The organism is Sphingomonas molluscorum (assembly GCF_039522995.1).
GTDB classification, from domain to species: Bacteria; Pseudomonadota; Alphaproteobacteria; order Sphingomonadales; family Sphingomonadaceae; genus Sphingomonas; species Sphingomonas molluscorum.
In genome coordinates, this window is sequence record NZ_BAAAEL010000015.1 from 272930 (window position 1) to 297436 (window position 24507).

The following is a 24507-nucleotide window of genomic DNA, read 5'->3' on the forward strand; positions in this document are numbered from 1 at the left end:
GGCAGCGCCCTTAGCGCCGCTTGGCGGCGCCGTCGCGGGGGAAGTGGCGCCGGCTCGTGTCGGAGAGCCGGCGCCCGCGGATCACGCCGCCTGCTTGTTGCCCGCGCAGAGGAAGTCGATCAGCTCGGCCAGCGTGCTGCGCAGTTCCTTGCGGTGGGTGACCATGTCGATCAGGCCATGGTCGCGGTAGTACTCCGACGTCTGGAAATCGTCCGGCAGCTTCTCGCGGATCGTGCTCTCGATCACGCGGCGGCCGGTGAAGGCCAGCGTCGCCTTGGGCTCGGCGATCTGCACGTCGCCCAGCATCGCATAGGCCGCCATCACGCCACCCGACGTCGGATCGGTCAGCACGACGATGTACGGCAGGCCCGCATCATGCAGCATCTCGATCGCCACCGTGGTGCGCGGCATCTGCATCAGGCTCAGAATGCCTTCCTGCATGCGCGCGCCGCCCGATGCGGTGAAGACGATGAACGGGCAGTTCTGCTCGATCGCCTTTTCTACGCCGGCGATGAACGCCTCGCCCACGGCCTGGCCCATCGACCCGCCCATGAAGCCGAAGTTCTGGACGCCCACCACGGCCTTGTGCCCGTCGATCGTGCCCAGCGCGTTGATCCAGGCATCGCTATCACCGGTGCTGGCGCGCGCGGCCTTCAGCCGGTCGGCATATCGCTTGGAGTCCCGGAACTTGAGCGGGTCCTCCGGCACGGTCGGGCTCGGCAGGGTTTCGCAGCTGCCCTCGTCGAACAAATAGGCGAACCGCTCCTTGGGGCCGATGCGCTCGTGATGGTCGCACATCGGGCAGACATATTGGTTCTCCTCCAATTCCTTGGTGAAGACCATCTGCCCGCAGCCCTTGCACTTGTGCCACAGATTGTCGGGCGTCTGGCGCGGGGCGACGAAGGGGAGCGCGTTGCGAACGCGGGTAATCCAGCTCATGCAAGTTCCTTCCGGGCGCTCGCCAGCGCGGTGGCGAGCGACTGAATATAGGTGCGCACCGGCTCCGCCGCAGCGGTGCCGTGTACGCCGACGATCTCCACGATCGCCGATCCGACCACCACGCCGTCGGCCACGCCGCCGATCGCGGCTGCCTGTTCGGGCGTGCGGACGCCGAAGCCCACCGCGATCGGCAGGTCGGTCGATTGCTTCAGCCGCGCCACCGCCTCGTCGATCGAGGCCTGCGCCGCCTGCTGCTTGCCGGTGATGCCGGCGACGGACACGTAGTAGAGGAAGCCATCGGCCCCATCTAGCACCGCCGGCAGTCGCGCCACGTCGGTTGTGGGGGTGGCGAGGCGGATCGGCGCGATGCCGTGCGCGCGTAGCGCCACGCCCAGGCTGTCGTCCTCTTCCGGCGGGATGTCGACGCAGATCACGCCGTCCACGCCCGCATCCGCTGCGGCCTCCGCGAACCAGTCGGCACCGCGGCGGACCATCGGATTGGCATAGCCCATCAGCACCAGCGGCACGTCGGCGTGCCGGCTGCGGAACTCGCGCACGATCGCCAGGATGTCTGCGGTGGTGGTGCCCGCGCCCAGGCTGCGGATGTTCGCCAGCTGGATCGCCGGCCCGTCCGCCATCGGATCGGTGAACGGCATGCCCAGCTCGATCACGTCGGCCCCGCCCGCAACCAGCGCGTCCAGGATCGCGCCCGTCGCCTGCGGGTTCGGATCGCCAGCGGTCACGAAGGTGACGAGCGCCGCGCGACCCTGCTCACGGCAGCGCGCGAAGGTGTCGGCGATGCGGCTCATATCGCGACCCCAAGGGCGGCTGCGACGGTGAAGATGTCCTTGTCGCCGCGCCCGCACAGGTTAGCGAGGATGATCTGATCTTCCCGCATTTCCCGTGCCTTGCGCGATACCGCTGCGATCGCGTGCGAAGGTTCTAGCGCGGGGATGATGCCCTCGGTCCGGCACAGCAGCTGGAAGGCGTCGAGCGCCTCCACGTCCGTCACCGCCTCATACTTCACCCGGCCGATCTCGTGCAGCCAGCTGTGCTCCGGCCCGATGCCCGGATAGTCGAGCCCGGCCGAGATCGAGTGCGCCTCGGCGATCTGACCGTCCTCGTCCTGCAGCAGGTATGTCTTGTTGCCGTGCAGGATACCCGGTGCGCCGCCGGCAAGGCTGGCCGCATGCTGCTTGTCCAGGCCATGGCCCGCCGCCTCGATGCCGAGCATCGCCACCTCGGCGTCGTCCAGGAACGGGTGGAACAGCCCGATCGCGTTGGAGCCGCCACCGATCGCCGCCACCAGCAGGTCGGGCAGGCGGTTGATGCGCGACAGCATCTGCGCCCGCGCCTCGCGCCCGATCACCGACTGGAAGTCGCGCACCAGCTCCGGATAGGGATGCGGGCCGGCCGCCGTGCCGATGATGTAGAAGGTGTCGTGGACGTTCGCGACCCAGTCGCGCAGCGCCTCGTTCATCGCGTCCTTCAGCGTCGCCGCGCCGCTCGCCACCGGGCGGACTTCCGCCCCCAGCAGCTTCATGCGGAACACGTTCGGCTGCTGCCGCTCGACGTCCTTGGCGCCCATGAAGATGGTGCAGGGCAGGCCGAAGCGCGCGCACACGGTCGCGGTCGCCACGCCGTGCTGGCCCGCGCCGGTCTCCGCGATGATCCGGGTCTTGCCCATCCGCATCGCCAGCAGGATCTGGCCGATGCAGTTGTTGATCTTGTGCGCGCCCGTGTGGTTGAGCTCGTCGCGCTTGAACCACACTTGCGCGCCCATGCCCGGCGCCGCGCTCTCGCGCAGCGTCTCGGTGAGCCGCTCGGCATAGTAGAGCGGGCTCGGTCGCCCGACATAATGTTCGAGCAGGTCGTCGAACTGGGCCTGGAACGCCGGATCGGCCTTGGCCGCGCGATATTCGCGCTCCAGGTCCAGGATCAGCGGCATCAGCGTCTCGGCGACATAGCGGCCGCCGAACTGGCCGAAATGGCCGCGTTCGTCGGGCTGGGCGCGGAAGGTGTTGGGCGCGTTCATGGCCCCGGCTTTAGCAGCGGCGGGGACGCCCTCAACCCCTTTCCGCGCGCATGCCACCCTCAGACGCGGGTGACGGCCCCCAAGAAGGCGCCGATCCGCGCCGGATCCTTGACCCCAGGCGCCTCCTCGACCCCGGACGAGACATCGACCAGCGGTGCGCCGGTACGCGCGATCGCCTCGGCCACGTTCGCCGGATCGAGCCCCCCCGACAATGCCCAGGGCAGCGGGTGCCGGAACCCGTCGAGCAGCGTCCAGTCGAAGCGCAGCCCCATGCCCCCCGGCAGTGCCGCGCCCGGCGGCGTCTTGGCATCATAGAGGATGCGGTCCGCCGCCCCGGCATAGCTGCGCGCGGCATCCAGATCGGCGCGGGTCTTCACCGCCACCGCCGCCCAGGTGTCCCGGCGCAGCCGGCTGCGGATCGCCGCCACCCGTTCGGGCGCGGTCTTGTGCAACTGGATCGAGTCGAGCCGCCCCGCCGCCGTCGCTGCGTCGAGCAGCGCGTCGTCCGGATCGACGAACACGCCCACGCGCCGCACCTGCGCGGGCACTCGCGCCGCAAGCCCAGCGGCCAGGTCCAGCCCGACGTTGCGAGGAGAGGGCGGGAAGAACACGAACCCGACGTGGCTCGCCCCTCCGGCCACGGCCGCATCGAGGGTTGCCGGCGTCGAGAGGCCGCAGATCTTGGCGGAAACTGGCATGGCAGCCCGATAGAACAGCCGGGCGGCAGGCGCGAGGGGAAAGCACATGCGCTCGCCCTTCCGGGTCTCAGGCGGCAGGCGCCGGGACAACCGAGGCTCAGCGCTGGGCCGAATGCTCCTTGGGGCCTGCCGTCGGGACTCGCCGGGCTTGCTTGTCGGGGGCGCGGCAGATCCGCCGCACCGGCTGACAGGCGATGCCGATGTTGGAGCATTGCTGCCGGCCTGCCACGGTCGTGCAGGCACGGCACTGCTGCTGCACCTCTACACAGCTTTGCGGGCTCGCAAGGAGCGCAAGGGCGACTGCCAACATCGTCCGAGGCTGCGCCTCGACGGTCTGGCTGTCAACCAGGCGGAAACAGCCCGCCGCCGCGATGGTGCTCGCCCGGGAGGGGGAAGCTTACAGCGTCGCGCCGATCGCGCGTGCTGCCTCGTCGGGATCTTCCGCCTGGGTGATCGGTCGCCCGATCACCAGGATCGAGGCGCCGGAGTCCAGCGCGGCACGCGGAGTGACCACCCGCTTCTGGTCGCCGACCTTGCCCTGCGCCGGACGCACGCCCGGCACCACGAAAAAGCCGTCGCGCCAGGCGGCACGCGCAGCGCGTACTTCCTCGCCCGAACAGACGATGCCGTCGACACCCGCGGACTTGGCGAGTTCCGCCAGCCGCACGACCTGTTCGTGCGGGTCCGGGGACAGGCCGATCGAGCGCAGGTCGTCGCCGTCCAAGCTGGTGAGCATCGTCACCGCCACCACCTTGGTACCCGTCGGCGCTGCCGCCTTGGCATCCTCCAGCATCGCCCGGCCGCCGGCGGCATGGACGGTCAGGATCGCGGGCTTGATCGGCCCCAGCGCCTGGATCGCCTTGGCGACCGTGTTCGGGATGTCGTGGAACTTCAGGTCCAGGAAGATCGGCAGGCCGATGTCCGCCATCTCGCGGACACCCTGGCGGCCGTTCGCCATGAAGAATTCCAGCCCCAGCTTGATGCCGCCGACGTGGCGCTGGACGCGCTTTGCCAGCGCCTTGGCACGTTCGAGATCGGGAGTATCGAGAGCGACGTAGATCGGAGAGGTCATGAACGGTCCTGGATAATCGTGCCCGGGACGCCCGGCGTGATCGGGTGCTCGCCCAGCGCGTTGTCGGTCACCGGCGCGTCCACGGCATGGACCGGGGTCACGGCCGGGGCCGGCACCACACGGGCGGCCGGCAGGTCGCCGGGCGCCAGCGCGGCCGGCGGCGTCGCCTGTGCGGCACGCAGGTCCGCCAGCGCCCGCTCAGTCGCGGCGATCCGCTGGCGTGCCCGCCACCGCACCGTCACCAGCGACAGATAGGCCGGCACGAAGCCCAGCAGGAAGGTGACGACCAGCAGCAGCGGCAGGTTCACGTCCGCCACGACGCTGCCCCACAGTCGAACGGGCACCATCGCCATGTTGTTGAGGCTGAAGGCCACCACGACCCCGACGAGCAGTGCCCAGAACAGGGTTTTCAGGAATTGCATGGCCGTGCCCCTATGGTTTGCGGTCGCCGCCTGCTTAGGCGGGGAGCGCCGCGCGGGCAAGGGAGGGTCGGGAGCGGGCGCTTCAGGCGCGGTCCACCACCGCCCAGATCGGCAGGTGGTCGGATGCGGTCCGTGCCGCCGCCGTGTCGTGGACGCCGGCGTCCACGATCTTGAGTTCGGGCGAGGCCATGATCCGGTCGAGCTTGCCCACCGGTCGGCGCGCGTGGAAGCTCGGGCCGGTCGCGGCAAACCGGTGGTGCCGCGCAAAATCGCGCAGGCAGCCCGACGCTGCGCTCCATTCGTTGAGATCGCCCATCAGCACCGTCGGCATCGCGCGCGCAGCGCTGTCGCAATGGCTCAGGATCGCCGCGGCCTGCTTGCGCCGCCACAGGCCCGACAGGTCCAGGTGCATGCCGACCGCGCGCAGCAGCATGCCGCCGATGCGGAGGTCCGCCGACACCGCGCCGCGCGGCTCCAGCGCCGGCAGTTCGATCCGCTCGCAATCCAGCACCTGCGCCGACTTGCGGACCAGCAGCGCATTGCCGTGCCAGCCCATGCTCTGCGCCCGCGCCGCCACCGGTACGGCGCGCCAATCGGTATGCTCCTCCAGCATGTGCTCGGGGATGACGCCCATGCGCTGGCCGAAGCGCCGGTCGCATTCCTGCAGCGCGATCACGTCGGCGTCGATCTCGCGCAGCACTTCCAGCGTGCGCTCCGGCCGCCGGCGCCGATCGGTGCCGAGGGCCTTGCGCATGTTGTAGCTCGCGATCTTGATCATCCGGCGGCACCTGTGGGGAAAGCTTCGGGTGTTCGAACAAGTGCCGCGGCGCCGCAGTGGTTCCGCGTGCGAAAGGATTCAGGCGGCCCGGCCGCTTATCCCCGCGGCAGGGTGATGGTCGCGAGCAGGCCGCCCCCGTCGCGATTGGCGAGCGCGATCGCGCCGCCGGCATCGCCCACGATCGCCTGCGCGAGCGCCAGGCCCAGGCCGATGCCACCGGTCTCGCGGTTGCGCGACGTTTCCAGGCGGGTGAATGGCTGGAACACCCGGGCGATCTGGTCCGGCGGAATGCCGGGGCCGCGATCGGCCACCTCGATGCGCACCCGCGCCGGATCGGCGACCAGCCGCACCTCCGCGCCGCCCGCATATTTGACCGCATTCTCGATCAGGTTGCGGATCGCGCGCCGCATCAGCGTCGGCCGCAGGCGCAGCCGCTGGCGCTCCGCCTCCTCGAACGAAACGTCGGCACCCAAGTCGCGGAAGTCCTCGACCACCGCGTCCACCAGTGCCGCCAGGTCCACCTGCGTCTCCGGCTCGCTCGGCCGGCCCAGCCGCGCGAGCGACAGGATGTCCTCCAGCGTGCGGTTCATCTCGTCGATGGTCTCGGCCATGCGGGCGCGGTCGGCATCGTCCTCGACCGATTCGATACGGACGCGCAGCGCTGCCAGCGGCGTGCGCAGGTCGTGCCCGATCGCGCCGAGCATCCGGTCCTTTTCCTCCAGCATCCCGCTCACGCGCACGCTCATGCCGTTGAAGGCGGCGATCACCGCGCGCACGTCACCCGGCCCGGATTCCTCCACCGTGTTCGCCGCCGATCCAGGGCGATAGTCATGCGCCGCCTGCGCCAGCGCCCGCAGCGGCTTGGAGATGCGGCGCCCGATCCACAGCACCGGCAGCAGCACGAAGCCGTAGAGGATCAGCGTCTGCGCCACGAGCTGCCACACCAGCCCCTGCTGCGTGTTCGGCCAGGGCGTCTCCAGCACCAGCCAGCCGCGGCCCGGGATCTCGGCCGCCACCTTCAGCGTGGCCCCGAACCGCCGAAGCCGCTCGGCATGCACCCGGTCCATCCGGCGCACGACGGGGCTGTCCGGATCAACCAGCCGGATCTCCGTCTCGATGCGGCCGACCTGAAGCCCAGCGTCGGCAAAGGCGCTGCGAACCGCCGCCTCGAACTCGCCGTCGCTGGGTTCCTGGTGGGTCAGCGGGTTGTCCGGCACCAGTCGCACGGCGCGCGGGCGGTCCCGATCGGGTCCGCGCGGGTCCACGGGCCGGCCGCCGCGCAGGCGCTCCGCCGCGTCCACCATGCGGGTCACCGCCGGCACCGTCACTTGCGCGAAGCGCACGGCGCGCCGCTCGCGCAGCAGCATGCCGAAGTTGATCGCCTGCGCGACGAACAGCGCGATTGCGACCAGCAGCGCGATCTGGCCGGAGAGGCTGCGGGGCCACAGCCGGTTCAAAGCCGGGTGACCTCGCTAGCCAGCGTATAGCCGCCGCCCCAGACGGTCTTGATGATCTCGGGGTTCTTGGGATCCGTCTCGATCTTCTTGCGCAGGCGGCTGATCTGGTTGTCGATGGCGCGATCGAACGCCGCCGCTTCGCGCCCCTGCGTCAGGTCGAGCAGCTGGTCGCGGGTCAGCACTTGGCGCGGTCGCGTCACCAGCGCGTGGAGCAGGTTGTACTCGCCGGTCGACAGCGGCACCGACACGCCCTCGCGATCGACCAGGCTGCGCTCGCCGCTCTTCAGCACCCAGCCGGCAAAGGCGAAGGAGCCGCTTTCCGGCGCATGCTGGCGCACGCCGCCGGCGGCCAGGCGCCGCAGCACCACCTTGATGCGCGCCGCCAGTTCGCGCGGGGAGAAGGGCTTCACCACATAATCGTCCGCGCCCATCTCCAGCCCGACGATGCGGTCCGTCTCCTCGGCGCGCGCGGTCAGCAGGATCACGGGCGTGTCGCTGGTCTCGCGGATGTGGCGGCACAGCGACAGCCCGTCCTCACCCGGCATCATGATGTCGAGCACCACCAGGTCGATCGCATAGGCCGCCATGCGCGCACGCGCGCCCTCGGCGTCGCCGGCTTGCGTCACGCGAAAGCCCTGCTTGGTCAGATACTGGGCAAGCGGCTCCCGGATCGAGCGTTCGTCGTCGACCAGCAGCAGGTGGGGAATATCGGCCATGGAAAGGGGACCTATCACACTCCCCGGCCGGCGACAGCCGGGCGGAAAGCGCCGGGCGGCGTGGCACCGCCCGGCGGGGAACGTCAGTCGTTTGCGCCCTGGGCGGCTGCCGGCGGCGGGGCGTGACGGCCCGAGCGCGCCTTCATCCGCTCGCGCAACGCATTCTGCTCGGCGGCGTCGATGCGACCGTCGCGGTTGGCGTCCATCCGCTCGAAGCGCGTGGTTGCCGCGGCGCGGAACTCCTCGCGGCTGATCGCGCCATCCTTGTTGGCGTCGACGCGCGCCAGCATCCGCTCGCCCATGCCGCCGCGCCGGTGCATGCCGGGCGCTGGCTTGCCGGCCGGAGCCTCGCCGTCGGCCGCGGCTGGAGCATCGGCGCCACCGCGACGATGCGGCGGGCGCAGCTCGGTCGCGTCGACCTTGCCGTCCTTGTTCTGGTCCATCCGCGCGAACTGGACGTCGGCGGCTGCCAGCGCCTCCTCGCGGGTGAGGACGCCATCCTTGTTGGTGTCGATCATCGCCATCAGGCCGGCACGGCGCGGCGCCGGGCTGCCCTGCTGGCCCGCCTGGGCGACGCCGGTCAGCATGGTGGCGCCCAACGCTGCCGCAACTACGAACTTCTTCATGGCAAAAGCCTCTGCATTGCTTGCCGGGGCAGGCTGCCGCGGCGACGGTTCGTTATCTGGGCCCAGCCTGTCGCACCGGTATGTCGCGCGACCGGAAAACTGTCGCAAATTGTCTCGGCGCTCAGTCCCGCTTCGCCGTCTGGCCGAACAGGTTGCGACGCGCTTCCTCCGTCATCTCGCCGCCGCTCGCATTCACCTGTTCGCCAAGCGCATAGGCGCGCTCGGTCGCAGGCCGCGTGCGGATCGCCTCGAACCAGCGCTGGACGTTGGGGAAGTCGGCCAAGTCCTGACCCTGCGCCTCATGCGGTACGATCCACGGATATGCTGCCATGTCCGCGATCGAATAGTCGCCGGCGATGAACGCACGTCCTTCCAGCTGCCGGTCAAGGACGCCGTACAAGCGATTGGTTTCCTTGACGTAGCGATCGATCGCATAGGGGATCTTCTCGGGCGCATAGCGATTGAAATGGTGGTTCTGGCCCAGCATCGGGCCAAGGCCGCCCATCTGCCACATCAGCCACTGCGTCTGCTCGACGCGGGCGCGCAGGTCCGGCCCCAGGAAGCGGCCGGTTTTCTCCGCCAGATAGAGCAGGATTGCCCCGGATTCGAAGATGCTGATCGGCTCGCCGCCGTCCGCCGGTTCGTCGTCGACGATCGCGGGCATGCGGTTGTTGGGCGCGATCTTCAGGAAGTCGGGCGCGAACTGCTCGCCCTTGCCGATGTTCACCGGATGGATGGTGTAGGGGAGGCCGGTCTCCTCCAGGAACAGCGTGATCTTGTGGCCGTTCGGGGTCGGCCAATAGTGGAGATGGATCATCGGCAGGGCTCCTTGTGTCGGTCGGGAGAGATGGGCGAGCGGGTCGACGCGTGCAAGGCGAGGGAACGTGCGCAGCCCGTGCGCGTATGGTCTCCAGGCGCGGCGGTGACGGTCGCGCGCGGCAAGGGGAGAGCGCGATGGCGAACGGCAGCCCGGCAGCAGGGGCGCAGCCCTCAGCCTTGCGGTCCTGGCGCGGAGGGCGCGCATGACCACCCACGACACCTCGCAGATGCTGGGGACACGCCCGGCCGACGACCTCGATGGCGCCGCGCTCGCTGAGTGGATGCGCCAGGCGGTCGAGGGGTTCGAAGGGCCGCTCGCCTATGTCCGCTTTGCCGGAGGGCGCCGCAACCGTACCTACCGCATCGACACGCCCGAGCGCGCCTATGTGCTCCGCCGCCGCCCGTCCGAGCCGCAGGGGGCTATCCATCCGCTCGAGCGCGAGTTCGGCCTGCTCCAGGCGCTGCAGCCGACCGGCTTCCCCGCGCCGCGTCCGCTAGCGCTCTGCACCGATGCCTCCGTGCTCGGCGAGCCCTTCTACGTGATGCAACTTGTGGAGGGCCGCACCCTCTGGGACGAGACCATGCCCGGCATGACGCCCGCCCATCGCCGGGAACATTACGACGCGTGGATCGACGCGCTCGCAGCGCTCCATGCGATCGACCCGGCGCCGCTCGCATTGGACGCCATCGGCTTCACCGAATGCCGGCTGGATCGCAAGCTCGGGCATTGGACCGCCAAGCCCGCGGCTCACGCCACGCCCGATCTCGCCCGCCTTGCCGGCTGGCTCCCAACTGCGCTTCCGGACCGTACACCGCCCGCGATCGTCCACGGCGACTTCCGTCTCCAGAACCTCCTGTTCTCGCAGGAGGGCGTTCGCGTGGCCGCGGTGCTGGACTGGGACCAGGCCGGCATCGGCGACCCGCGCATCGATCTCGCCTATGTGCTCGCGCGCTGGGTGAGCGGCACGGAGCTTCATCCGGGCCTGGACGAACGCGCCGGCGCCGAAAGCGGCATCCCCTCGGCAGACGAGATGGTGGCACGCTACTGCCAGGCGACCGGTCGCGAAGCAGGCACGGCCCTCGACTGGCACCTCGCCTACACGCTCTTCCGCCTCGCGATCCTGGAGCAGGAAGAGGCCCCCGCCCACAGCGCAACCCTGGCCGCCACCGCCTGGACCTACGCCCAGCGCGCCGGGGCTTGAACCTCGCTCGCGCAAGCCCCGCGAATTCGTACCCCGGCGAAGGCCGGGGTCCAGTTGGGAAGGTTGCAGTGACTTTCGGCCCGTCCAGCCGGATGAAGGTTTCCTACCGTGCTCCTGCGCAGGCAGGAGCCCAGGGTTCCAGGCACCGAAACTCGTTGCTCTACTTGGCCCTGGATTCCTGCCTGCGCAGGATACGGCGGTATCGCACGACCGACACATCCTCGCGCACCCCTCCGCCGACCGGCCGTCACCCCCGCTTGCGGATCAGCCCTTCCTGCGCGACGCTCGCCACCAGCCGCCCGTCGCGCGTGAAGATGCGCCCGCGGTTGAACCCGCGCCCGTTGCCCGCCCAGGGGCTGTCGGTCGTGTAGAGCAGCCAGTCGTCGAACCGGAACGGCTCGTGCAGCCACAGCGCGTGGTCCAGGCTTGCCGTCTGCATGCGCGGATCGCCCAGCCGTACCGAGTGCGGCATCATCGACGTGCCGAGCAGCAGCATGTCGCTGGCATAGGCGAGCACCGCCCGGTGCAGCGCGGGATCGTCGGGCAGGGGGGCGACCGTGCGGAACCAGCTGTGCTGCACCGGCGGCCGCGGCTCGGAGCGCAGCCAGTCGCCCGGCGCTACCGGCCGCATCTCGATCGGTCGCGGCTGGGCGAGGAACTTGCGCACCGGGTCCGACAGCTCGCCTGCCATTTCCGCCTGCACCTGCGCTTCGGATCCCAGCGCCTCGGGCGGCGGCACTTCCGGCATCGCGTCCTGGTGGTGCAGCCCTTCCTCCTGATGCTGGAAGGAGGCGGCGAGTACCAGGATCGGCTGCCCGCGCTGCAACGCCATCACCCGCCGCGTGGCGAAGCTCCGCCCGTCGAAATCCCGCGTCACCCGGAACAGGATCGGATGCTCGGCATCGCCCGCGCGCATGAAATAGGCGTGGAGCGAATGCGCGACCTTGTCGTCGACGGATCGCTGCGCCGCCTGGAGCGCCTGGCCGATCACCTGGCCGCCGAACACCCGCCCGCGCCCGCCGGGCAGCCGCGCCCCCCGGTACAGGTCGGTGTCCAGTTCCTCCAGGTCGAGCAGCGCGGTCAGCGTCTCGACCAGCCGTTCCGGGGTGTGCGTCATGGAAATAGTCGTTCCTTCGATCCGATCGCAGCATTAGGCACATGCTTTACGTATTCGGCAAGCGCTTATCCGCCCGGCTTGACGGGGCCGGCCGCCGGGGCTTGAAGCCGCGCGGTGTCCACGCACCAACCGATCGAACCGCCGCCGGGCTCCGCCTGGCCCGCCTGCACCCTTGGAGAGGCGACGGCGCGGCTCACCGCACCCGGCGCGCGCTACGAGATGGAGACGGTGGCGATCCGCGGCGTGCCGACCCGCACTTGGAAGCACGCCCCGCCCAGCCTCGCCGCGCTCGCCCAGGCCGCCCGCGCGCATGGCGATCGCCTGTTCCTGATCCACGAGGACGAGCGCGTGACCTTCGAGGCGGGCTATCGCGCGGTCGCCACGCTCGCCGCAGCGCTCGCCGCGCGCGGCGTCGGCAAGGCGGATCGGGTGGCGATCGCCATGCGCAACCGCCCGCAATGGCCGATCGCGCTGATGGCGATCGCGAGCCTGGGCGCCATCGCCGTGCCGCTCAACGCCTGGTGGACCGGCGGCGAACTCGCCTTCGCGCTCGCCGACACCGGCGCCCGCCTGCTGATCGCCGACGCCCGCCGCCACGAACGGCTGCTCGACTATTATGCGGATCTGCCGGCGCTGGAGGCGGTGCTCGTCTCCGGCTCACGCGACCTGCTGGGCGGTGACGCCGAGCTCCTGGAGGCGATGATCGGCAGCCCGAATGATTGGGCGTGCCTTCCCGAGACTGTGTTCCCCGAAGTCGAGGTCGCCCCCGACGATCCCGTCACCATCTTCTTTACCAGCGGCACCACCGGCGGGCCCAAGGGGGCGGTCGGCACCCACCGCAACCTGATGAGCAACATCCTCTCGTCCGGCTTCGTCTCCGCCCGCACGCTGCTGCGGCGCGGGGCGCCGCTGCCGGAGCGCTCGCCGGCCCAGACGGTGCTGCTGCCGATCCCGCTCTTCCACGTCACCGCGTGCAGTGCCTTCCTGATGATCGCCCTCGCGACCGGCGGCACGATCGTGCTGATGCGCAAATGGGATGCCGCCGCCGCCATGGCACTGATCGAGCGGGAACGGATCGAGGCGATCGGCGGGGTCCCCGCCATCGCCTGGCAGCTGCTCGAGCACCCCGACCGCCCTGCGCGCGATCTCTCCTCGCTTGTCCGCATCGCCTATGGCGGCGCGCCCGCTGCGCCCGAGCTCGCCCGCCGGATACACGCGGAGTTCGGCGCGATGCCCAGCAACGGCTGGGGCATGACCGAGACTATGGCCACGGTCGCCAGCAACGCGGCCGAGGACTATCTCGCCCGCCCGACCAGCTGCGGCCCGCCGGTTGCGACCGCCGACCTCAAGATCCTCTCGCCGGACACGGGCGAGCCGGTCCCGCAGGGAGAGGTGGGCGAACTCTGGGCACGCGGGCCGATGGTGGTGCAGGGCTATTGGAACCGGCCGCAGGAAACCGCCGCCGGCTTCGTCAACGGCTGGGTCCGCACCGGCGACCTGGCGCGGATCGACGCCGACGGCTTTTGCCACATCGTCGATCGCCTGAAGGACGTGGTGATCCGCGGCGGTGAGAACATCTACGCGGCCGAGGTGGAGGACGTGCTCTACGCGCACCCGGCGGTCACCGACTGCGCCCTGGTCGGCATCCCCCACCACACGCTCGGCGAACAGCCGGCGGCGGTCGTTCATCTCGCGCCGGGGATACACGCCGACGAGGCCGAGCTGCAGGCCTGGGTCCGCGCGCGCCTCGCCGCCTTCAAGGTGCCGGTCGCGATCCGCTTCGTCGAGGCCACGCTGCCCCGCAACGCCAACGGCAAGATCCTGAAGCGCGCGCTGCGGGAGATGTTTGCCCCGGCTTATGACACCATGCGTGCTCCTGCGAAGGCAGGAGCCCAGGGCAACAGACGCCACCGCCCGCGACCCTAGGCTCCCGCCGCCGCGGGAGCACCGGCAGCTTGGGGCAAGTGTACCAAGCTCTACACTCGTACCCCCGCGAAGGCCGGAGTCCAGGCGGAATGGCCTCGGTGGCTAAGGAGCAACGACCTCGCCCTTTTCGGGCATCTTTACGCCCGGCTCAACCGCGCCAGCGTCGCCAGCGTCGCCAGCGTCGCCAGCACCCAGAACCCTGCCAGCGTCAGCACCGCCGTCAGCGCGGCGAGCGCATGCCACCCGCCATGCTCCCAGAACCAACCGCCCAGCGTTCCCGTCACGCTCGACCCGACATAGTAGAACAGCAGGTACAGCGACGCCGCATGCCCCTTGGCGCCCTGCGCCACCCGCCCGACCCAGCCGCTCGCCACCGAATGGCCGATAAAGAAGCCGATCGTCAGCAGCGTGATGCCGGCCACGATCCACACCAGGCTCGCCGACAGGGTCAGCGCGATCCCGGCCAGCAGCAACGCCAGCCCCACGCCAAGCGTGCGTGCGCGGCCATGCCGGTCCGCGAGCCGCCCCGCACTGGAGGAGGCGACCATCCCCAGCGCGTAGGTCAGGAAGATCATGCTGCTCGCGGTCTGGCCCAGGTGATAGGGCGCGGCGGCCAGCCGGAAGCCGGCATAGTTGAACAGCGCCACGAACACGCTCATCAGCAGGAAGGCGAGGGTGAACAGGCGCAGCAGCCGGGGGTCCCGCAGATGTGCCCGCCACGTCCGAAGGTGGAAGCCGAGGTCGAAGCCCCGCACCACCGCGAAGTTGCGCGACGCCGGCAACAGCAGCGCAAAGCCCACCGCTGCCGCCAGGTCGAGCGCTCCCAGCAGCCCCATCGCCCCGCGCCAGCTGGTGAGGTCCGTCGCCAGCCCCATGCCGACGCGCCCCATCATCCCCCCAAAGGCGGTCCCCGCGACATAGAGGCCCATGGCGCGGCCCAGGTGCGCCGGGTCGATCTCCTCGGCCAGATAGGCCATCGCCACCGCCGGCACGCCGCCCAGTACCAGCCCTTCCAGCGCACGCGTCGCGAGCAGCAGCGCGAAGCTCGGCGTCAGTGCGGCGACGAGGTTGAGGACGGCAGCGCCCGCCATCGACGCGAACATCAGCCCACGCCTGGGCACCATCTGCGAAAAGGCGCCCGCCACGAAGATCGCCAGCGCCAGCAGGCCGGTGGTCAGCGACAGCGCCAGCGAGGCAACCCCCGGCGCCACACGGAAATCGCGCGCGAACTCCGGCAGCAGCGGCTGCACGCAGTAGATCAGCGAAAAGGTGGCGAACCCGGCCAGGAACAGCGCCAGGCTGATCCGGCGGTAGGCGCGCGTCCCATATGCCGTCCATTGCGGCTGGCGGGGCGGGTCGGTGTCGGGCGCTTCCAGAAGAACGGTGTCAGTCACGCCCGCCATGTGGGCAGGCCTGGCCACTCTGTCCAATCGACGCTTCGGATCAGTCGATCTCAGCCTGCGTACGGATCATAGCTGCCAAAGGTCCAGACGTTCCCCTCGGGATCGCGCGCGCTGTAGCTGCGGCCGCCATAGGGCTGGTCCTCGGGCGGCAGGAAGATCTCGGCACCTGCGGCGGCGGCCGTCGCGGCATGGCCGTCGACATCGTCCAGCACCAGGTAGAGCGACTGGGTCACGCACCCGGCCTCGGCGGCCGTGCGCATGCGCGCCGCCTGTGCAAAGGGCGTGTCGATCGCGGACGACACCATGATCATCTGCCCCGCCCAGACAAGTTCGGCATGGTCTACCCGGGAAGGCGTGTCCGCGTCGCTGTAGACGGCGTACCGCACGAAGCCGAAGGCCGCGCACAGGAAGTCGATCGCACGCGGGGCATCGGCGTAGCGCAGCACCGGGATCAAGGCAGGACGCACTGTCATCGCGACTCTCCTCGAACGCGGGCGCAGGCCCGCCTCGCCGGCGATGCTACGCCTCTACCTGGCTGCTACGCCAGCGTCTCGTCGTCGCGATACTTGATCTGGAGGTAGCGGTTGCGGGTCGCCAGGCTGTCGAGGTCGCCCTGCGCCAGCTGGCGGCTCATGTCGGCGATTTCCTCGTCGATCAGCTTCAGCCCCTCGACGAGCTGGTCGTCGGGAGTGCGGCCATTGCGCTCCACCCGGCGCAGCGGCTCGGGCACCCGCTGGTAGCCGCGCACCAGCTCCGGCAGCTGCTCGCCCACCAGCTTGCGCACCTCGGCCGCGGCCGGCTCGCGCTCGTCCAGCGCCCCCAGCTGCTGGCTGAGCGTATCGAGCCGCACGCCGATCGAGTCGGTGAGCGTGCGTGCCGGCGCGGGCAGGGCGGGGCGCTGCGTTTCCAGCCAGCGCTCAGTCTGCTGCGGCAGCGCCTTCAACGGCGCGGTCGCGAACGTCTCGGGCGTCGCCGCCGGTACGACCGGGAAGATCGCGAACAGCGCGGTGGCGGCGATCAGCAGCGCCATCACCAGCATCGCGCCGCCGATGCCCAGCGGCACGACCCAGCCGACCACCAGCGCCCCGATCAAAATGGCGAGGTCCGCGGCCGCGATGCGGCCCAGCCGCCGCAGCACCTCCGCCTCGCGCCTGCGCTTCACGCGCTGCGCGCCGCCGCGATAGCGATCGCGCGATCGCTCCAGCACTTCGGTCGATCGGGCGATCTGGTGGTCGACTTCGCTCTGCATGGCGGTTCCTTACAGCGCCTCGAGCTTGAAGGTCTCGCCGCCGCTGCCGGCGTTCTGCGCGGCGCCCTCGGCCCGGGCGATATAGCCCTTCGACCGCTCGACTTCGTTCGACAGCGTGGTGACGGTCGTCTTCATGCTGTCGAGCGCCTTCAGCTTGAACACGTCGATCGCGTCCATCGTGTCATAGATGTTCTGGAACGCGCGCTGCAGCGTCTCGACCGGGATGGTGGAGGCCGCCGCCTGCTCGTGGATCTGCGCGGTCTGCGACTTGAGCAGCTTGCCCGTCGAATCGATGATGTTCGCGGTCGTGGTGTTGAGCGCGGTGATCTGTTCGAGCACCAGCTTCTGGTTGGTGAGCGCCTGCGCCACCGTTACCGCCGTGCGCAGCGCGCCGACCGTGGTCGTGGAGGCGCGGTCGACGCCCTTCACCAGCTCGACATTGTTCTTCTTGACCAGGTCGAGCGCCAGATAGCCCTGCACCGTCACCGCCATCTGGGTGAGCAGGTCCTGGGTGCGCTGGCGGACGTAGAACAGCGCGGTCTCGCGGATGGCCTTGGCCTTTGCGGGATCGCTGTGGTCCAGGTCGTTGGCCCGGTCCTCCAGCTTGCGGTCCATCTCCTTGGACAGATAGATCATCTGCTCCAGCCGGCCCATCGCCGCCCACAGGTTCTGCCGCTCCACGTCGATCGCGGCATTGTCCATCAGCAGCTCGTCCTTGCCGGACTGCAGGCTCTTCAGGATCTGCGCAATGTGCGTCTGCGAGCTTTTGTAGCTGTCGAAATAGTCGCGCATCTTGTTGCCGAACGGCAGGATGCCGAACAGCTTCTTGGGCGCCAGCAGATTGCCCTGCTTGCCGGGATCCAGGTCCTCGATCGTGCGGCGCAGCTGGGCGAGATCGGCGCCAACGCCGTTCTCGCGGTCCATTGCCTTCACCGGCCGGTCCAGGAAGCGGTTCGACTGGCCCGCGGCCTCGCGGATCTCGCGCGCGCCCATGTTGGTGATCGCGTCCACGCGCTTGCCGAACTCCGGCGAGTTCACGTCCTGCGCGATCAGGTCTTCGATGAAGCTGTCGACGCGGGTTTCCAGCTCCGACTTCTTCTTGTCGTCCACCGGCACCAGCCCGGCAGCCTTGGCAGGCGTCACGGCGGGCACGGGATCCGGCGCTTCGAGTTTCAGCTCCTGTTCCGCCACCTGCGTCGCCATATCGTCTCCTGTGCTTGGTCCCTTGAGGATAGTTGCTTGCCGCGGCCGTGCAAGTGTATCAGGCAAATAACACGCGCCGCAGGGGGGTACGTTGCTGGAGTTGCTGATCGGGGCCACGCTCGTGCTGGGCCAAGTGGAGGTTCCGCCGCCTGCCGTCGACCCGCTGACTGCGGAATCGAGACCGGCGACGCCGATCGCTTCGCCGCGTTGCTCGCGCGCACGGAGGGCCCGCTGACGGCCGAGCAGATCCAGCGCGACTATCTGGACGGCGCGAGCGACGGGGTGCGGGTGTTCACCCCCGGTCGCATCCGCGATGCCGCCCATCTGGCGCGCACCGTCGCCGCCAAGCGCGGCCTCTATACCGAAGCCGTTCGGGAATGCCTGCCGGTCGTCAAGGCCACGACGCCGGAGCTTCGCGCCACCTATCTCGCGCTGAGTGGCCTGTTCCCGGGCCGGCCACTCCCACGCATCTACCTGGTGGTGGGGGCGGACAACTCCGGCGGAACCGCAGCGCCGGGCATGCAGGTGCTCGGACTGGAGACGCTGTGCAGGATCTCCGGCAGTCCCGAGGCACTGCGCGCCGTGCTCCGGCAATTCTATGCGCACGAGACTGTTCACGCGTTGCAGCGGGACAGCGACGAGCCGTCGCCCGGCGGACCGCTGCTGCGATCCGTGCTGGCCGAGGGCGCGGCCGACTTCATCGCGGCGCTGGCGACCGGTACCGAGATGGACCCGAAGCGCGCGGCCTGGGGCAGCGCCCGCGAGGCGGCGCTCTGGCAGATGCTCAAGGCCGACCTGGCGACCACCGCCGACACCAAGGGCGATCCGGCGCGCGGCTCGCCCGCGGAGGTCGCGATGCATCGCTGGGTCGGGAACTATGGCAGCGCGCCCGAGGGCTGGCCTGGCGAGGCCGGATACTGGATGGGGCAGCGCATGTGGGAGCGCTGGTATGCACGCCAGCCCGACAAGCGCCGCGCGCTGGAAGAGATGTTGACGATTTCCGATCCGCTGGCCGTGCTCGACGGCGGCCGCTTCGTCGAATGACCTTTCCGCGGCGCACGAAATAAGCTAAGGGCCGCGCCGAAACCGCCCGCGCACTGCGTCGGCCACTTTCCGGGAAATTGAATGAGCCTGCGCAACATCGCCATCATCGCGCACGTCGATCATGGCAAAACCACCCTTGTCGACCAGCTGTTCCGCCAGTCGGGCACCTTCCGCGACAACCAGCGCGTGGAAGAGCGCGCGATGGACTCGAACGACCTCGAGAAGGAGCGCGGGATCACCATTCTCGCCAAGCCGACCTCGGTCGAATGGGCGCCTCCGGGCGGCGGTGAGCCGGTCCGCATCAACATCGTCGACACGCCCGGCCACGCCGACTTCGGCGGTGAGGTGGAGCGCATCCTCTCGATGGTCGACGGCGTGATCCTGCTGGTCGACTCGTCGGAAGGCGCGATGCCGCAGACGAAGTTCGTGACCGGCAAGGCGCTGAAGCTCGGCCTCAAGCCGATCGTCGTCGTCAACAAGATCGACCGTTCGGACAGCCGCGTACAGGAAGTGCTGGACGAGGTCTTCGACCTGTTCGTGTCGCTCGACGCCACCGACGAGCAGCTCGACTTCCCCGTGCTCTACGCGTCGGGCCGCAACGGCTATGCCTCGGACAACCCCGACGCGCGTGAAGGCACGCTGATCCCGCTGTTCGAGAAGATCGTCAGCCACGTGCCGGCGCCGAATCTCGACGTCGACGCGCCGTTCAGCTTCCTGGTGACGCTGCTCGATCGCGACAACTTCCTGGGCCGCATCCTCACCGGCCGCGTCCAGTCGGGCACGGTGAAGCTCAACCAGCCGATCCACGCGCTCGACATGGCGGGCAACGTGATCGAGACCGGCCGCGCGTCCAAGATCATGACCTTCCAGGGTCTGGAGCGTGTGCCCACCGAAGAGGCGAAGGCTGGCGACATCATCTCGCTCGCCGGTCTCGCCGTCGCAACCGTGTCGAACACGATCTGCGACACGACCGTCACCGAGGCGATCCAGGCGCAGCCGATTGATCCGCCGACGCTGTCGATGCGCTTCGCCGTCAACGACTCGCCGATGGCGGGGCGTGAGGGTTCGAAGGTCACCAGCCGCATGATCCGCGATCGCCTGGAGCGCGAAGCGGAGTCCAACGTCGCGATCAAGGTCACCGAGAGCGAGGACAAGGACAGCTTCGAAGTCGCCGGTCGCGGCGAGCTTCAGCTGGGCGTGCTGATCGAGACGATGCGTCGCGAGGGCTTCGAGCTCGGCATCAGCCGTCCGCGCGTGCTGTTCGGCACCGACGAGAACGGCGCCAAGACCGAGCCGTACGAGACGGTGGTGATCGACGTGGACGACGAGTTCTCGGGCACGGTCGTCGACAAGATGAACCAGCGCAAGGCCGAGATGACGGACATGCGTCCGTCGGGTGGCGGCAAGACCCGCATCACCTTCTCGGCACCGTCGCGCGGCCTGATCGGCTACCACGGCGAGTTCCTGTCGGACACCCGCGGCACCGGCATCATGAACCGCCTGTTCGAGCGCTATGGCCCCTTCAAGGGCACCATCGAGGGCCGCAAGAACGGCGTGCTGATCTCCAACGGCGCCGGCGAGGCCCAGGGCTATGCGCTCGGCCCGCTCGAGGACCGCGGCATCCTGTTCGTCGGCCACGGCGAGGCCCTCTACGAGGGCATGATCATCGGCGAGAACGCCAAGACGGATGACCTCGAGGTCAACCCGATGAAGGCGAAGCAGCTGACCAACTTCCGCGCATCGGGCGGCAAGGACGATGCCATCCGCCTGACCCCGCCGAAGAAGATGACGCTGGAACAGGCGATCGCCTACATCGACGACGATGAGATGGTGGAAGTCACGCCGAAGAACATCCGGCTGCGCAAGCGCTTCCTCGACCCCAACGTGCGCAAGCGCATGTCGCGTTCGAAGGCGGCCTGATTCCGGCCTAGCCTTCGCGATCTGCGAACCAACGCAAGAGGCGTCGGATGCACCAGCATCCGGCGCCTTTTTGCTGACCGACTAAACCCTGGCTGAACAACGGGTTACCCCCCGGTTCAGCGCATCCGCGCTACTGCCTGCCTGTCGTGCCCGTTGCGTGATCTCCGTCACGCCCGGACGCGAGAAGAGAGGAGGAGTTCGGAGATGAAATCCTTGTTGAAGAAGGCCGGGCTGGGCGTCGCGCTTGCCGCCACCGCGCTGACCGCGTCCGCGCCTGCAGAAGCCCAGCGGTACCGCGGCGGCTATTACCCGCACGGCGGCTACCACGGCTACTACCCCGGCTATCGGGGCTACCGCGGGCGCAGCTCGGCCGGTCCGGCGATTGCGGCCGGTGTCGTCGGCGTGGTGCTGGGCGCGGCGCTCGCATCCAGCGCCAACGATCGCCGGTATCGCGATCGCTACTACCGCGACCGCGGCTACGCCTATGACTATGACGACCGCTACTATCGTCAGCGGGGCTATTATCCCGCCGACGGCTATTACGCCTATCGCTATCGCGATCACCGCCAGTGCTGGGATGAGCAGCGCTTTGATCCCTACTACGGCTATCCGGTGCGCGTGCGCGTCTGCAACTGACGCTGCCACCATCGGAGGGCGGCGCGGGCAGGGGCCACGCGCCGCCCTTTTTTTGTTGGCGCGGACGCGGTTTTGCGCCATGCGGCCGCGCATGAGCGATACACCCCCCGACCACCTTTCGATCAACCCGCGCAGCCCGCATTTCGACCGCGAGGCGCTGGAGCGCGGCGTCGGCATCCGCTTCAAGGGCGTGGAGCGCCGCGACGTCGAGGAATATTCGATCTCCGAAGGCTGGATCCGGGTGGGCCTCGGCAAGAAGGTCGACCGCCACGGCCAGCCGCTCACGATCAAGCTGATCGGCCCGGTGGAAGCCTGGTTCCAGACCGGCACCGAAGACGAAGCAGCGGCCGGCGAAGCCGAGCAGGGCTGACCGTCCGACCCTGGGCGCGCGGGTCGCGATGCCCGCGCGCTACTCCGCCGCCTCGGCCATGGCGGCCAGGCGTGTGAGTGCGGCCACATGCGTTCGAAACGCCTGCTTGCCGGGCGTCGTCAGCGCCAGCCAGGTTCGTTGCCGCCCCCCCATGCTGGCCTTGCGCAGCCGGACATAGCCTGCCGCATCCAGCTGCGCCGCGTGCTTGGACAGCACGGACTCGCTGATGCCGATGGCTTCCCGGATGCGGACGAACTCCACCTCCTCCGCCTCGGTCAGCAGCGCGCAGACCTGCAGGCGCACGGGGGCGTTCAGCACCGCATCATAGCCCGGGATCGCGCTCACAGCGGCGCCGCCAGTTCTTCGCGCCAGATGCGGTCGAAGCGCCGGCTCGCGAGCGTCGCCACGACGCCGCCGATCACGCCCAGCGGCAGCGGTGCCCACAGTATCCCCAGGCGGAAGCGGAGCACGACGCCAGCCATCAGCAGGCCCAGCATCAGCACCGCGAATGCGATCACGGTCGGCCGGGTGCTGCCGGCGCGATACCCGTTCACCGAAAGCCCCGTGCGCCGCTTCCAGAACCGGAACAGCAGCGCCATGCCGGCGATACTCACCGCCACCCCAATCGAGATCAGGTGCTCGGGAAGCGCGTAGCTGGCGATCAGCGCCGCGATGGCGACGCCGTAGAGGGGCGCGTACCAGCTGGTGCCAAGATCGCCGGCGGCCATGCGGGAGCGGGCGCGATTGGTGGCGGCAAGCGCCAGCGCGGCGCTGGCAGGATCAGGCGACTCAGGGTGCGACATCAGCGTTTCTCCACTTTCCGATGTGGAAAGTGACACTCACTTTCCACATCGTCAAGTGACGCCGTGCGCCGGAACTCAGTGGACGAAGCGTGCCACCACGTCGCGATAGCTGCGGCTGACCTTCACCTGTGCGCCCGAATCCAGCACCAGGAAGCATTCGCCGTTGGTATGCGGCTTCACCTGCTTCACCAGATCCAGGTTGACGATGGTGGAGCGATGCACGCGCTGGAACCGGCGCGGATCGAGCCGCTTCTCCAAGTCCTTCATCGTCTCGCGCAGGATCAGCGTGTTGTCGCCGGTGTAGATGCACATATAGTCGCCGGCCGCGTCGATCCGCTCGATCGTGTCGACGTCCACGCGGAAGATCTGCCCGCGATCCTTGATGTTGATGAGCTTCTCGAACCGATTAGCGTTGTGCGCACCGCCGTCGCCGCCGTCCGACAGCGTCTCGGCTGCTTCGGGTGCAACCTCGGCCAGCACTTCCTTCAGCCTGTCGACTTCGGCCTGGCCGCGCTTCTCGTTCAGCCGCTGGCGCACGCGGTCGAGCGTGTCGGCCAGGCGGGCGTCGTCCACCGGCTTCATGAGGTAATCCACGGCCTGGGCCTCGAACGCGCGCAGGGCGTGGTCGGAATAGGCGGTCACGAACACCACCAGCGGCGGCTCCACCTCCATCAGCCCCTGGACGACGGAGAAACCGTCGAAGCCCGGCATCTGGATGTCGAGGAACACGAGGTCGGGCTTGTGGGTCTTGATCGAGCGGATGGCCTCGCGGCCGTTGACGCACTTGTCGACGATCTCGACGTCTTCATGCGCCTGCAGGCGCAGTTCCAGCCCCTGGATGGCCAGCGGCTCGTCGTCGACTAATATGGTACGGATGGTCATGCAGCCTCTCGCGTGCGTTCCTCGACCTGGAACGGAATTTCGATCTCGACGCTGAACCCGCTGCCCGGAATCGACCGCGTATCGAGGCGATGGTCTTCACCATATGCCTGCGCCAGTCGCTCTCGGATGTTTGCCAGTCCCACGCCGGTCGATAAGGTCGGCCTGCGCGACGCTTCGTTCAAGCCCGGGCCGGTATCCGAAACGCCAATCTGCACCCGTTCCCCGGCGAGCCGAGCCGTGACCGCGATCTCGGCACCCTCTTCCTTCGGGGTGACCGCGTATTTGATGGCGTTTTCGACCAGCGGCTGCAGCAGCAGCGAGGGCAGGCGGGCGTTCGCTACCCGCGGGTCGATGTCGAACCGCATCTGCAGCCGCTCCTCGAAGCGCATCTTCTCGATGTCCAGGTAGAGCTTCAGCGTCTCCACCTCCTGCGACAGCGTCACATGCGCGGTCGGTTCGTTGGCGAGCGTGTAGCGCAGGAACGACGCGAGCCGCGACAGCATGATGTTGGCGCGCTCGGTGTGCTTGAGCAGCACCAGCGTGGAGATCGAGTTGAGCGTGTTGAACAGGAAGTGCGGGTTCAGCTGATAGCGCAGCATCGCCAGCTGCGCCGACGACGCCTGGTTCTCCAGCGCCTGCATGGTGCGGGTCTGCTGCTCGACGATCAGGTAGAAGTTGATGCCGAAATAGAGGGCGGACCAGCCGGCCAGCACCGTGAAGGTGAGGAACAACAGCCCCGGCAGCAGCGAGAGGTCCAGCACTGCCGTCGACGGCGCGTTGGCGCGCGAGAGCGAGAAGGTATAGGTCTCGATGATCGCATAGAGCAGCGTGGCCGCGAACAGCGTCAGCAGCGTGCAGATGATCGCCCACATCCGGGGCAGGCGCCGATAGCTGCCGTAGAGCACCGACATCAGCAGCGTCAGGCAATAACCGACGATGGATTCCACGATGACGCCCAGCACCACCTTGAGGCTGGGCGCATTGAACACCGTGGAGACGGTGCGCAGCAGCAGATAGCCGCTCCATCCCGCGGCCTGCAGGATCCAGAAGGCGCGGCTCTTCTCTTCGAAGAACGGGCGCGAGAACAGGGAAGACACGGCAGCCATCGTGCCGCCGCCTTACTGCGGGTCAACTTCGTGGGGAAGGGGCGCGGGAACCACACCCCCCGCCAAAAAGCAAAACCGCCGCTC

26 protein-coding genes are annotated in these 24507 nt (G+C 69.0%); 6 read left to right on the plus strand and 20 right to left on the minus strand.

The window, feature by feature from the left end; genetic code table 11:
* Positions 1 to 81: 81 nt before the first annotated feature.
* The 11 genes from accD to ABDZ92_RS15560 form a co-directional block, all read right to left on the minus strand.
* Positions 82 to 939: an acetyl-CoA carboxylase, carboxyltransferase subunit beta gene (gene accD, locus ABDZ92_RS15510; RefSeq protein WP_125960100.1), complete on the minus strand. Its 858-nt coding sequence runs from the start codon at positions 937 to 939 to the stop codon at positions 82 to 84.
* On the minus strand, positions 936 to 1748 hold the full coding sequence (trpA, locus tag ABDZ92_RS15515; protein ID WP_125960099.1) for a tryptophan synthase subunit alpha: 813 nt from the start codon (positions 1746 to 1748) through the stop codon (positions 936 to 938). Before trpA ends, accD begins: the two co-directional genes overlap by 4 nt.
* Complete coding sequence (trpB, locus tag ABDZ92_RS15520; protein ID WP_125960098.1) at positions 1745 to 2974, minus strand: tryptophan synthase subunit beta; 1230 nt, start codon at positions 2972 to 2974, stop codon at positions 1745 to 1747. Before trpB ends, trpA begins: the two co-directional genes overlap by 4 nt.
* A 59-nt stretch (positions 2975 to 3033) precedes the next feature.
* On the minus strand, positions 3034 to 3672 hold the full coding sequence (locus ABDZ92_RS15525; protein WP_125960154.1) for a phosphoribosylanthranilate isomerase: 639 nt from the start codon (positions 3670 to 3672) through the stop codon (positions 3034 to 3036).
* Positions 3673 to 4069: 397 nt separating this feature from the next.
* Positions 4070 to 4744 carry an orotidine-5'-phosphate decarboxylase gene (gene pyrF, locus ABDZ92_RS15530; RefSeq protein ID WP_125960097.1) on the minus strand — a complete coding sequence of 225 codons (675 nt, stop codon included), beginning with the start codon at positions 4742 to 4744 and terminating at the stop codon, positions 4070 to 4072.
* Positions 4741 to 5166, minus strand: coding sequence for a LapA family protein (locus ABDZ92_RS15535; protein ID WP_206432162.1), 426 nt, complete (start codon positions 5164 to 5166; stop codon positions 4741 to 4743). The genes pyrF and ABDZ92_RS15535 overlap by 4 nt, the downstream gene beginning before the upstream one ends.
* An 82-nt stretch (positions 5167 to 5248) precedes the next feature.
* Positions 5249 to 5944 carry an endonuclease/exonuclease/phosphatase family protein gene (locus ABDZ92_RS15540; protein ID WP_125960096.1) on the minus strand — a complete coding sequence of 232 codons (696 nt, stop codon included), beginning with the start codon at positions 5942 to 5944 and terminating at the stop codon, positions 5249 to 5251.
* Positions 5945 to 6039: 95 nt separating this feature from the next.
* On the minus strand, positions 6040 to 7401 hold the full coding sequence (locus ABDZ92_RS15545) for a sensor histidine kinase (RefSeq protein ID WP_241211785.1): 1362 nt from the start codon (positions 7399 to 7401) through the stop codon (positions 6040 to 6042).
* A complete protein-coding gene (locus ABDZ92_RS15550) occupies positions 7398 to 8117 on the minus strand; it encodes a response regulator (RefSeq protein ID WP_125960095.1) in 720 nt (239 codons plus the stop codon). Before ABDZ92_RS15550 ends, ABDZ92_RS15545 begins: the two co-directional genes overlap by 4 nt.
* An 83-nt stretch (positions 8118 to 8200) precedes the next feature.
* On the minus strand, positions 8201 to 8743 hold the full coding sequence (locus ABDZ92_RS15555; protein WP_125960094.1) for an EF-hand domain-containing protein: 543 nt from the start codon (positions 8741 to 8743) through the stop codon (positions 8201 to 8203).
* A 121-nt stretch (positions 8744 to 8864) separates the two neighbouring features.
* Positions 8865 to 9560 (minus strand): glutathione S-transferase N-terminal domain-containing protein, encoded by a 696-nt coding sequence (locus tag ABDZ92_RS15560; protein ID WP_125960093.1) that lies wholly within the window; start codon positions 9558 to 9560, stop codon positions 8865 to 8867.
* Positions 9561 to 9765: 205 nt separating this feature from the next.
* Here ABDZ92_RS15560 and ABDZ92_RS15565 point away from each other — a divergent pair, with 205 nt between their 5' ends.
* Positions 9766 to 10764: a phosphotransferase family protein gene (locus ABDZ92_RS15565; RefSeq protein ID WP_125960092.1), complete on the plus strand. Its 999-nt coding sequence runs from the start codon at positions 9766 to 9768 to the stop codon at positions 10762 to 10764.
* 247 nt (positions 10765 to 11011) lie between these two features.
* On the opposite strand, the gene ABDZ92_RS15570 is transcribed toward ABDZ92_RS15565, so the two are convergent.
* The gene (locus ABDZ92_RS15570) at positions 11012 to 11881 is read right to left on the minus strand and encodes an acyl-CoA thioesterase (RefSeq protein WP_125960091.1); all 870 of its coding nucleotides are present in this window, start codon (positions 11879 to 11881) and stop codon (positions 11012 to 11014) included.
* 114 nt (positions 11882 to 11995) lie between these two features.
* Between ABDZ92_RS15570 and ABDZ92_RS15575 the strand changes: the two genes are divergently transcribed.
* On the plus strand, positions 11996 to 13807 hold the full coding sequence (locus ABDZ92_RS15575) for a class I adenylate-forming enzyme family protein (protein ID WP_241211784.1): 1812 nt from the start codon (positions 11996 to 11998) through the stop codon (positions 13805 to 13807).
* Positions 13808 to 13944: 137 nt separating this feature from the next.
* Here the strand turns inward: ABDZ92_RS15575 and ABDZ92_RS15580 are convergent, their stop codons facing one another.
* The 4 genes from ABDZ92_RS15580 to ABDZ92_RS15595 all read right to left on the minus strand — a co-directional run bounded on the left by ABDZ92_RS15580 (position 13945) and on the right by ABDZ92_RS15595 (position 17662).
* Positions 13945 to 15201: an MFS transporter gene (locus tag ABDZ92_RS15580; protein WP_272695305.1), complete on the minus strand. Its 1257-nt coding sequence runs from the start codon at positions 15199 to 15201 to the stop codon at positions 13945 to 13947.
* Positions 15202 to 15260: 59 nt separating this feature from the next.
* Positions 15261 to 15683, minus strand: a complete 423-nt coding sequence (locus ABDZ92_RS15585) for a VOC family protein (protein ID WP_125960089.1) — start codon at positions 15681 to 15683, stop codon at positions 15261 to 15263.
* Positions 15684 to 15748: 65 nt separating this feature from the next.
* Positions 15749 to 16459, minus strand: a complete 711-nt coding sequence (locus ABDZ92_RS15590) for an HAD family hydrolase (RefSeq protein WP_125960088.1) — start codon at positions 16457 to 16459, stop codon at positions 15749 to 15751.
* A gap of 9 nt (positions 16460 to 16468) precedes the next feature.
* Positions 16469 to 17662 carry a toxic anion resistance protein gene (locus ABDZ92_RS15595; protein ID WP_125960087.1) on the minus strand — a complete coding sequence of 398 codons (1194 nt, stop codon included), beginning with the start codon at positions 17660 to 17662 and terminating at the stop codon, positions 16469 to 16471.
* 207 nt (positions 17663 to 17869) lie between these two features.
* Between ABDZ92_RS15595 and ABDZ92_RS15600 the strand changes: the two genes are divergently transcribed.
* The 4 genes from ABDZ92_RS15600 (at position 17870) to ABDZ92_RS15615 (ending at position 21632) form a co-directional block, all read left to right on the plus strand.
* Positions 17870 to 18706, plus strand: coding sequence for a DUF2268 domain-containing putative Zn-dependent protease (locus ABDZ92_RS15600; protein ID WP_125960086.1), 837 nt, complete (start codon positions 17870 to 17872; stop codon positions 18704 to 18706).
* A gap of 81 nt (positions 18707 to 18787) precedes the next feature.
* A complete protein-coding gene (gene typA, locus ABDZ92_RS15605) occupies positions 18788 to 20626 on the plus strand; it encodes a translational GTPase TypA (RefSeq protein ID WP_125960085.1) in 1839 nt (612 codons plus the stop codon).
* Positions 20627 to 20830: 204 nt separating this feature from the next.
* The gene (locus ABDZ92_RS15610; RefSeq protein WP_125960084.1) at positions 20831 to 21262 is read left to right on the plus strand and encodes a hypothetical protein; all 432 of its coding nucleotides are present in this window, start codon (positions 20831 to 20833) and stop codon (positions 21260 to 21262) included.
* Between the two features lie 91 nt (positions 21263 to 21353).
* Positions 21354 to 21632, plus strand: coding sequence for a DUF3297 family protein (locus ABDZ92_RS15615; RefSeq protein ID WP_125960083.1), 279 nt, complete (start codon positions 21354 to 21356; stop codon positions 21630 to 21632).
* Positions 21633 to 21671: 39 nt separating this feature from the next.
* On the opposite strand, the gene ABDZ92_RS15620 is transcribed toward ABDZ92_RS15615, so the two are convergent.
* The 4 genes from ABDZ92_RS15620 to ABDZ92_RS15635 form a co-directional block, all read right to left on the minus strand.
* Positions 21672 to 21977, minus strand: coding sequence for a transcriptional regulator (locus tag ABDZ92_RS15620; protein ID WP_125960082.1), 306 nt, complete (start codon positions 21975 to 21977; stop codon positions 21672 to 21674).
* Positions 21974 to 22435: a hypothetical protein gene (locus ABDZ92_RS15625; protein ID WP_125960081.1), complete on the minus strand. Its 462-nt coding sequence runs from the start codon at positions 22433 to 22435 to the stop codon at positions 21974 to 21976. Before ABDZ92_RS15625 ends, ABDZ92_RS15620 begins: the two co-directional genes overlap by 4 nt.
* A 75-nt stretch (positions 22436 to 22510) precedes the next feature.
* The gene (locus ABDZ92_RS15630) at positions 22511 to 23317 is read right to left on the minus strand and encodes a LytR/AlgR family response regulator transcription factor (protein ID WP_125960080.1); all 807 of its coding nucleotides are present in this window, start codon (positions 23315 to 23317) and stop codon (positions 22511 to 22513) included.
* The gene (locus ABDZ92_RS15635; RefSeq protein ID WP_125960079.1) at positions 23314 to 24423 is read right to left on the minus strand and encodes a sensor histidine kinase; all 1110 of its coding nucleotides are present in this window, start codon (positions 24421 to 24423) and stop codon (positions 23314 to 23316) included. Before ABDZ92_RS15635 ends, ABDZ92_RS15630 begins: the two co-directional genes overlap by 4 nt.
* Positions 24424 to 24507 lie beyond the last annotated feature (84 nt).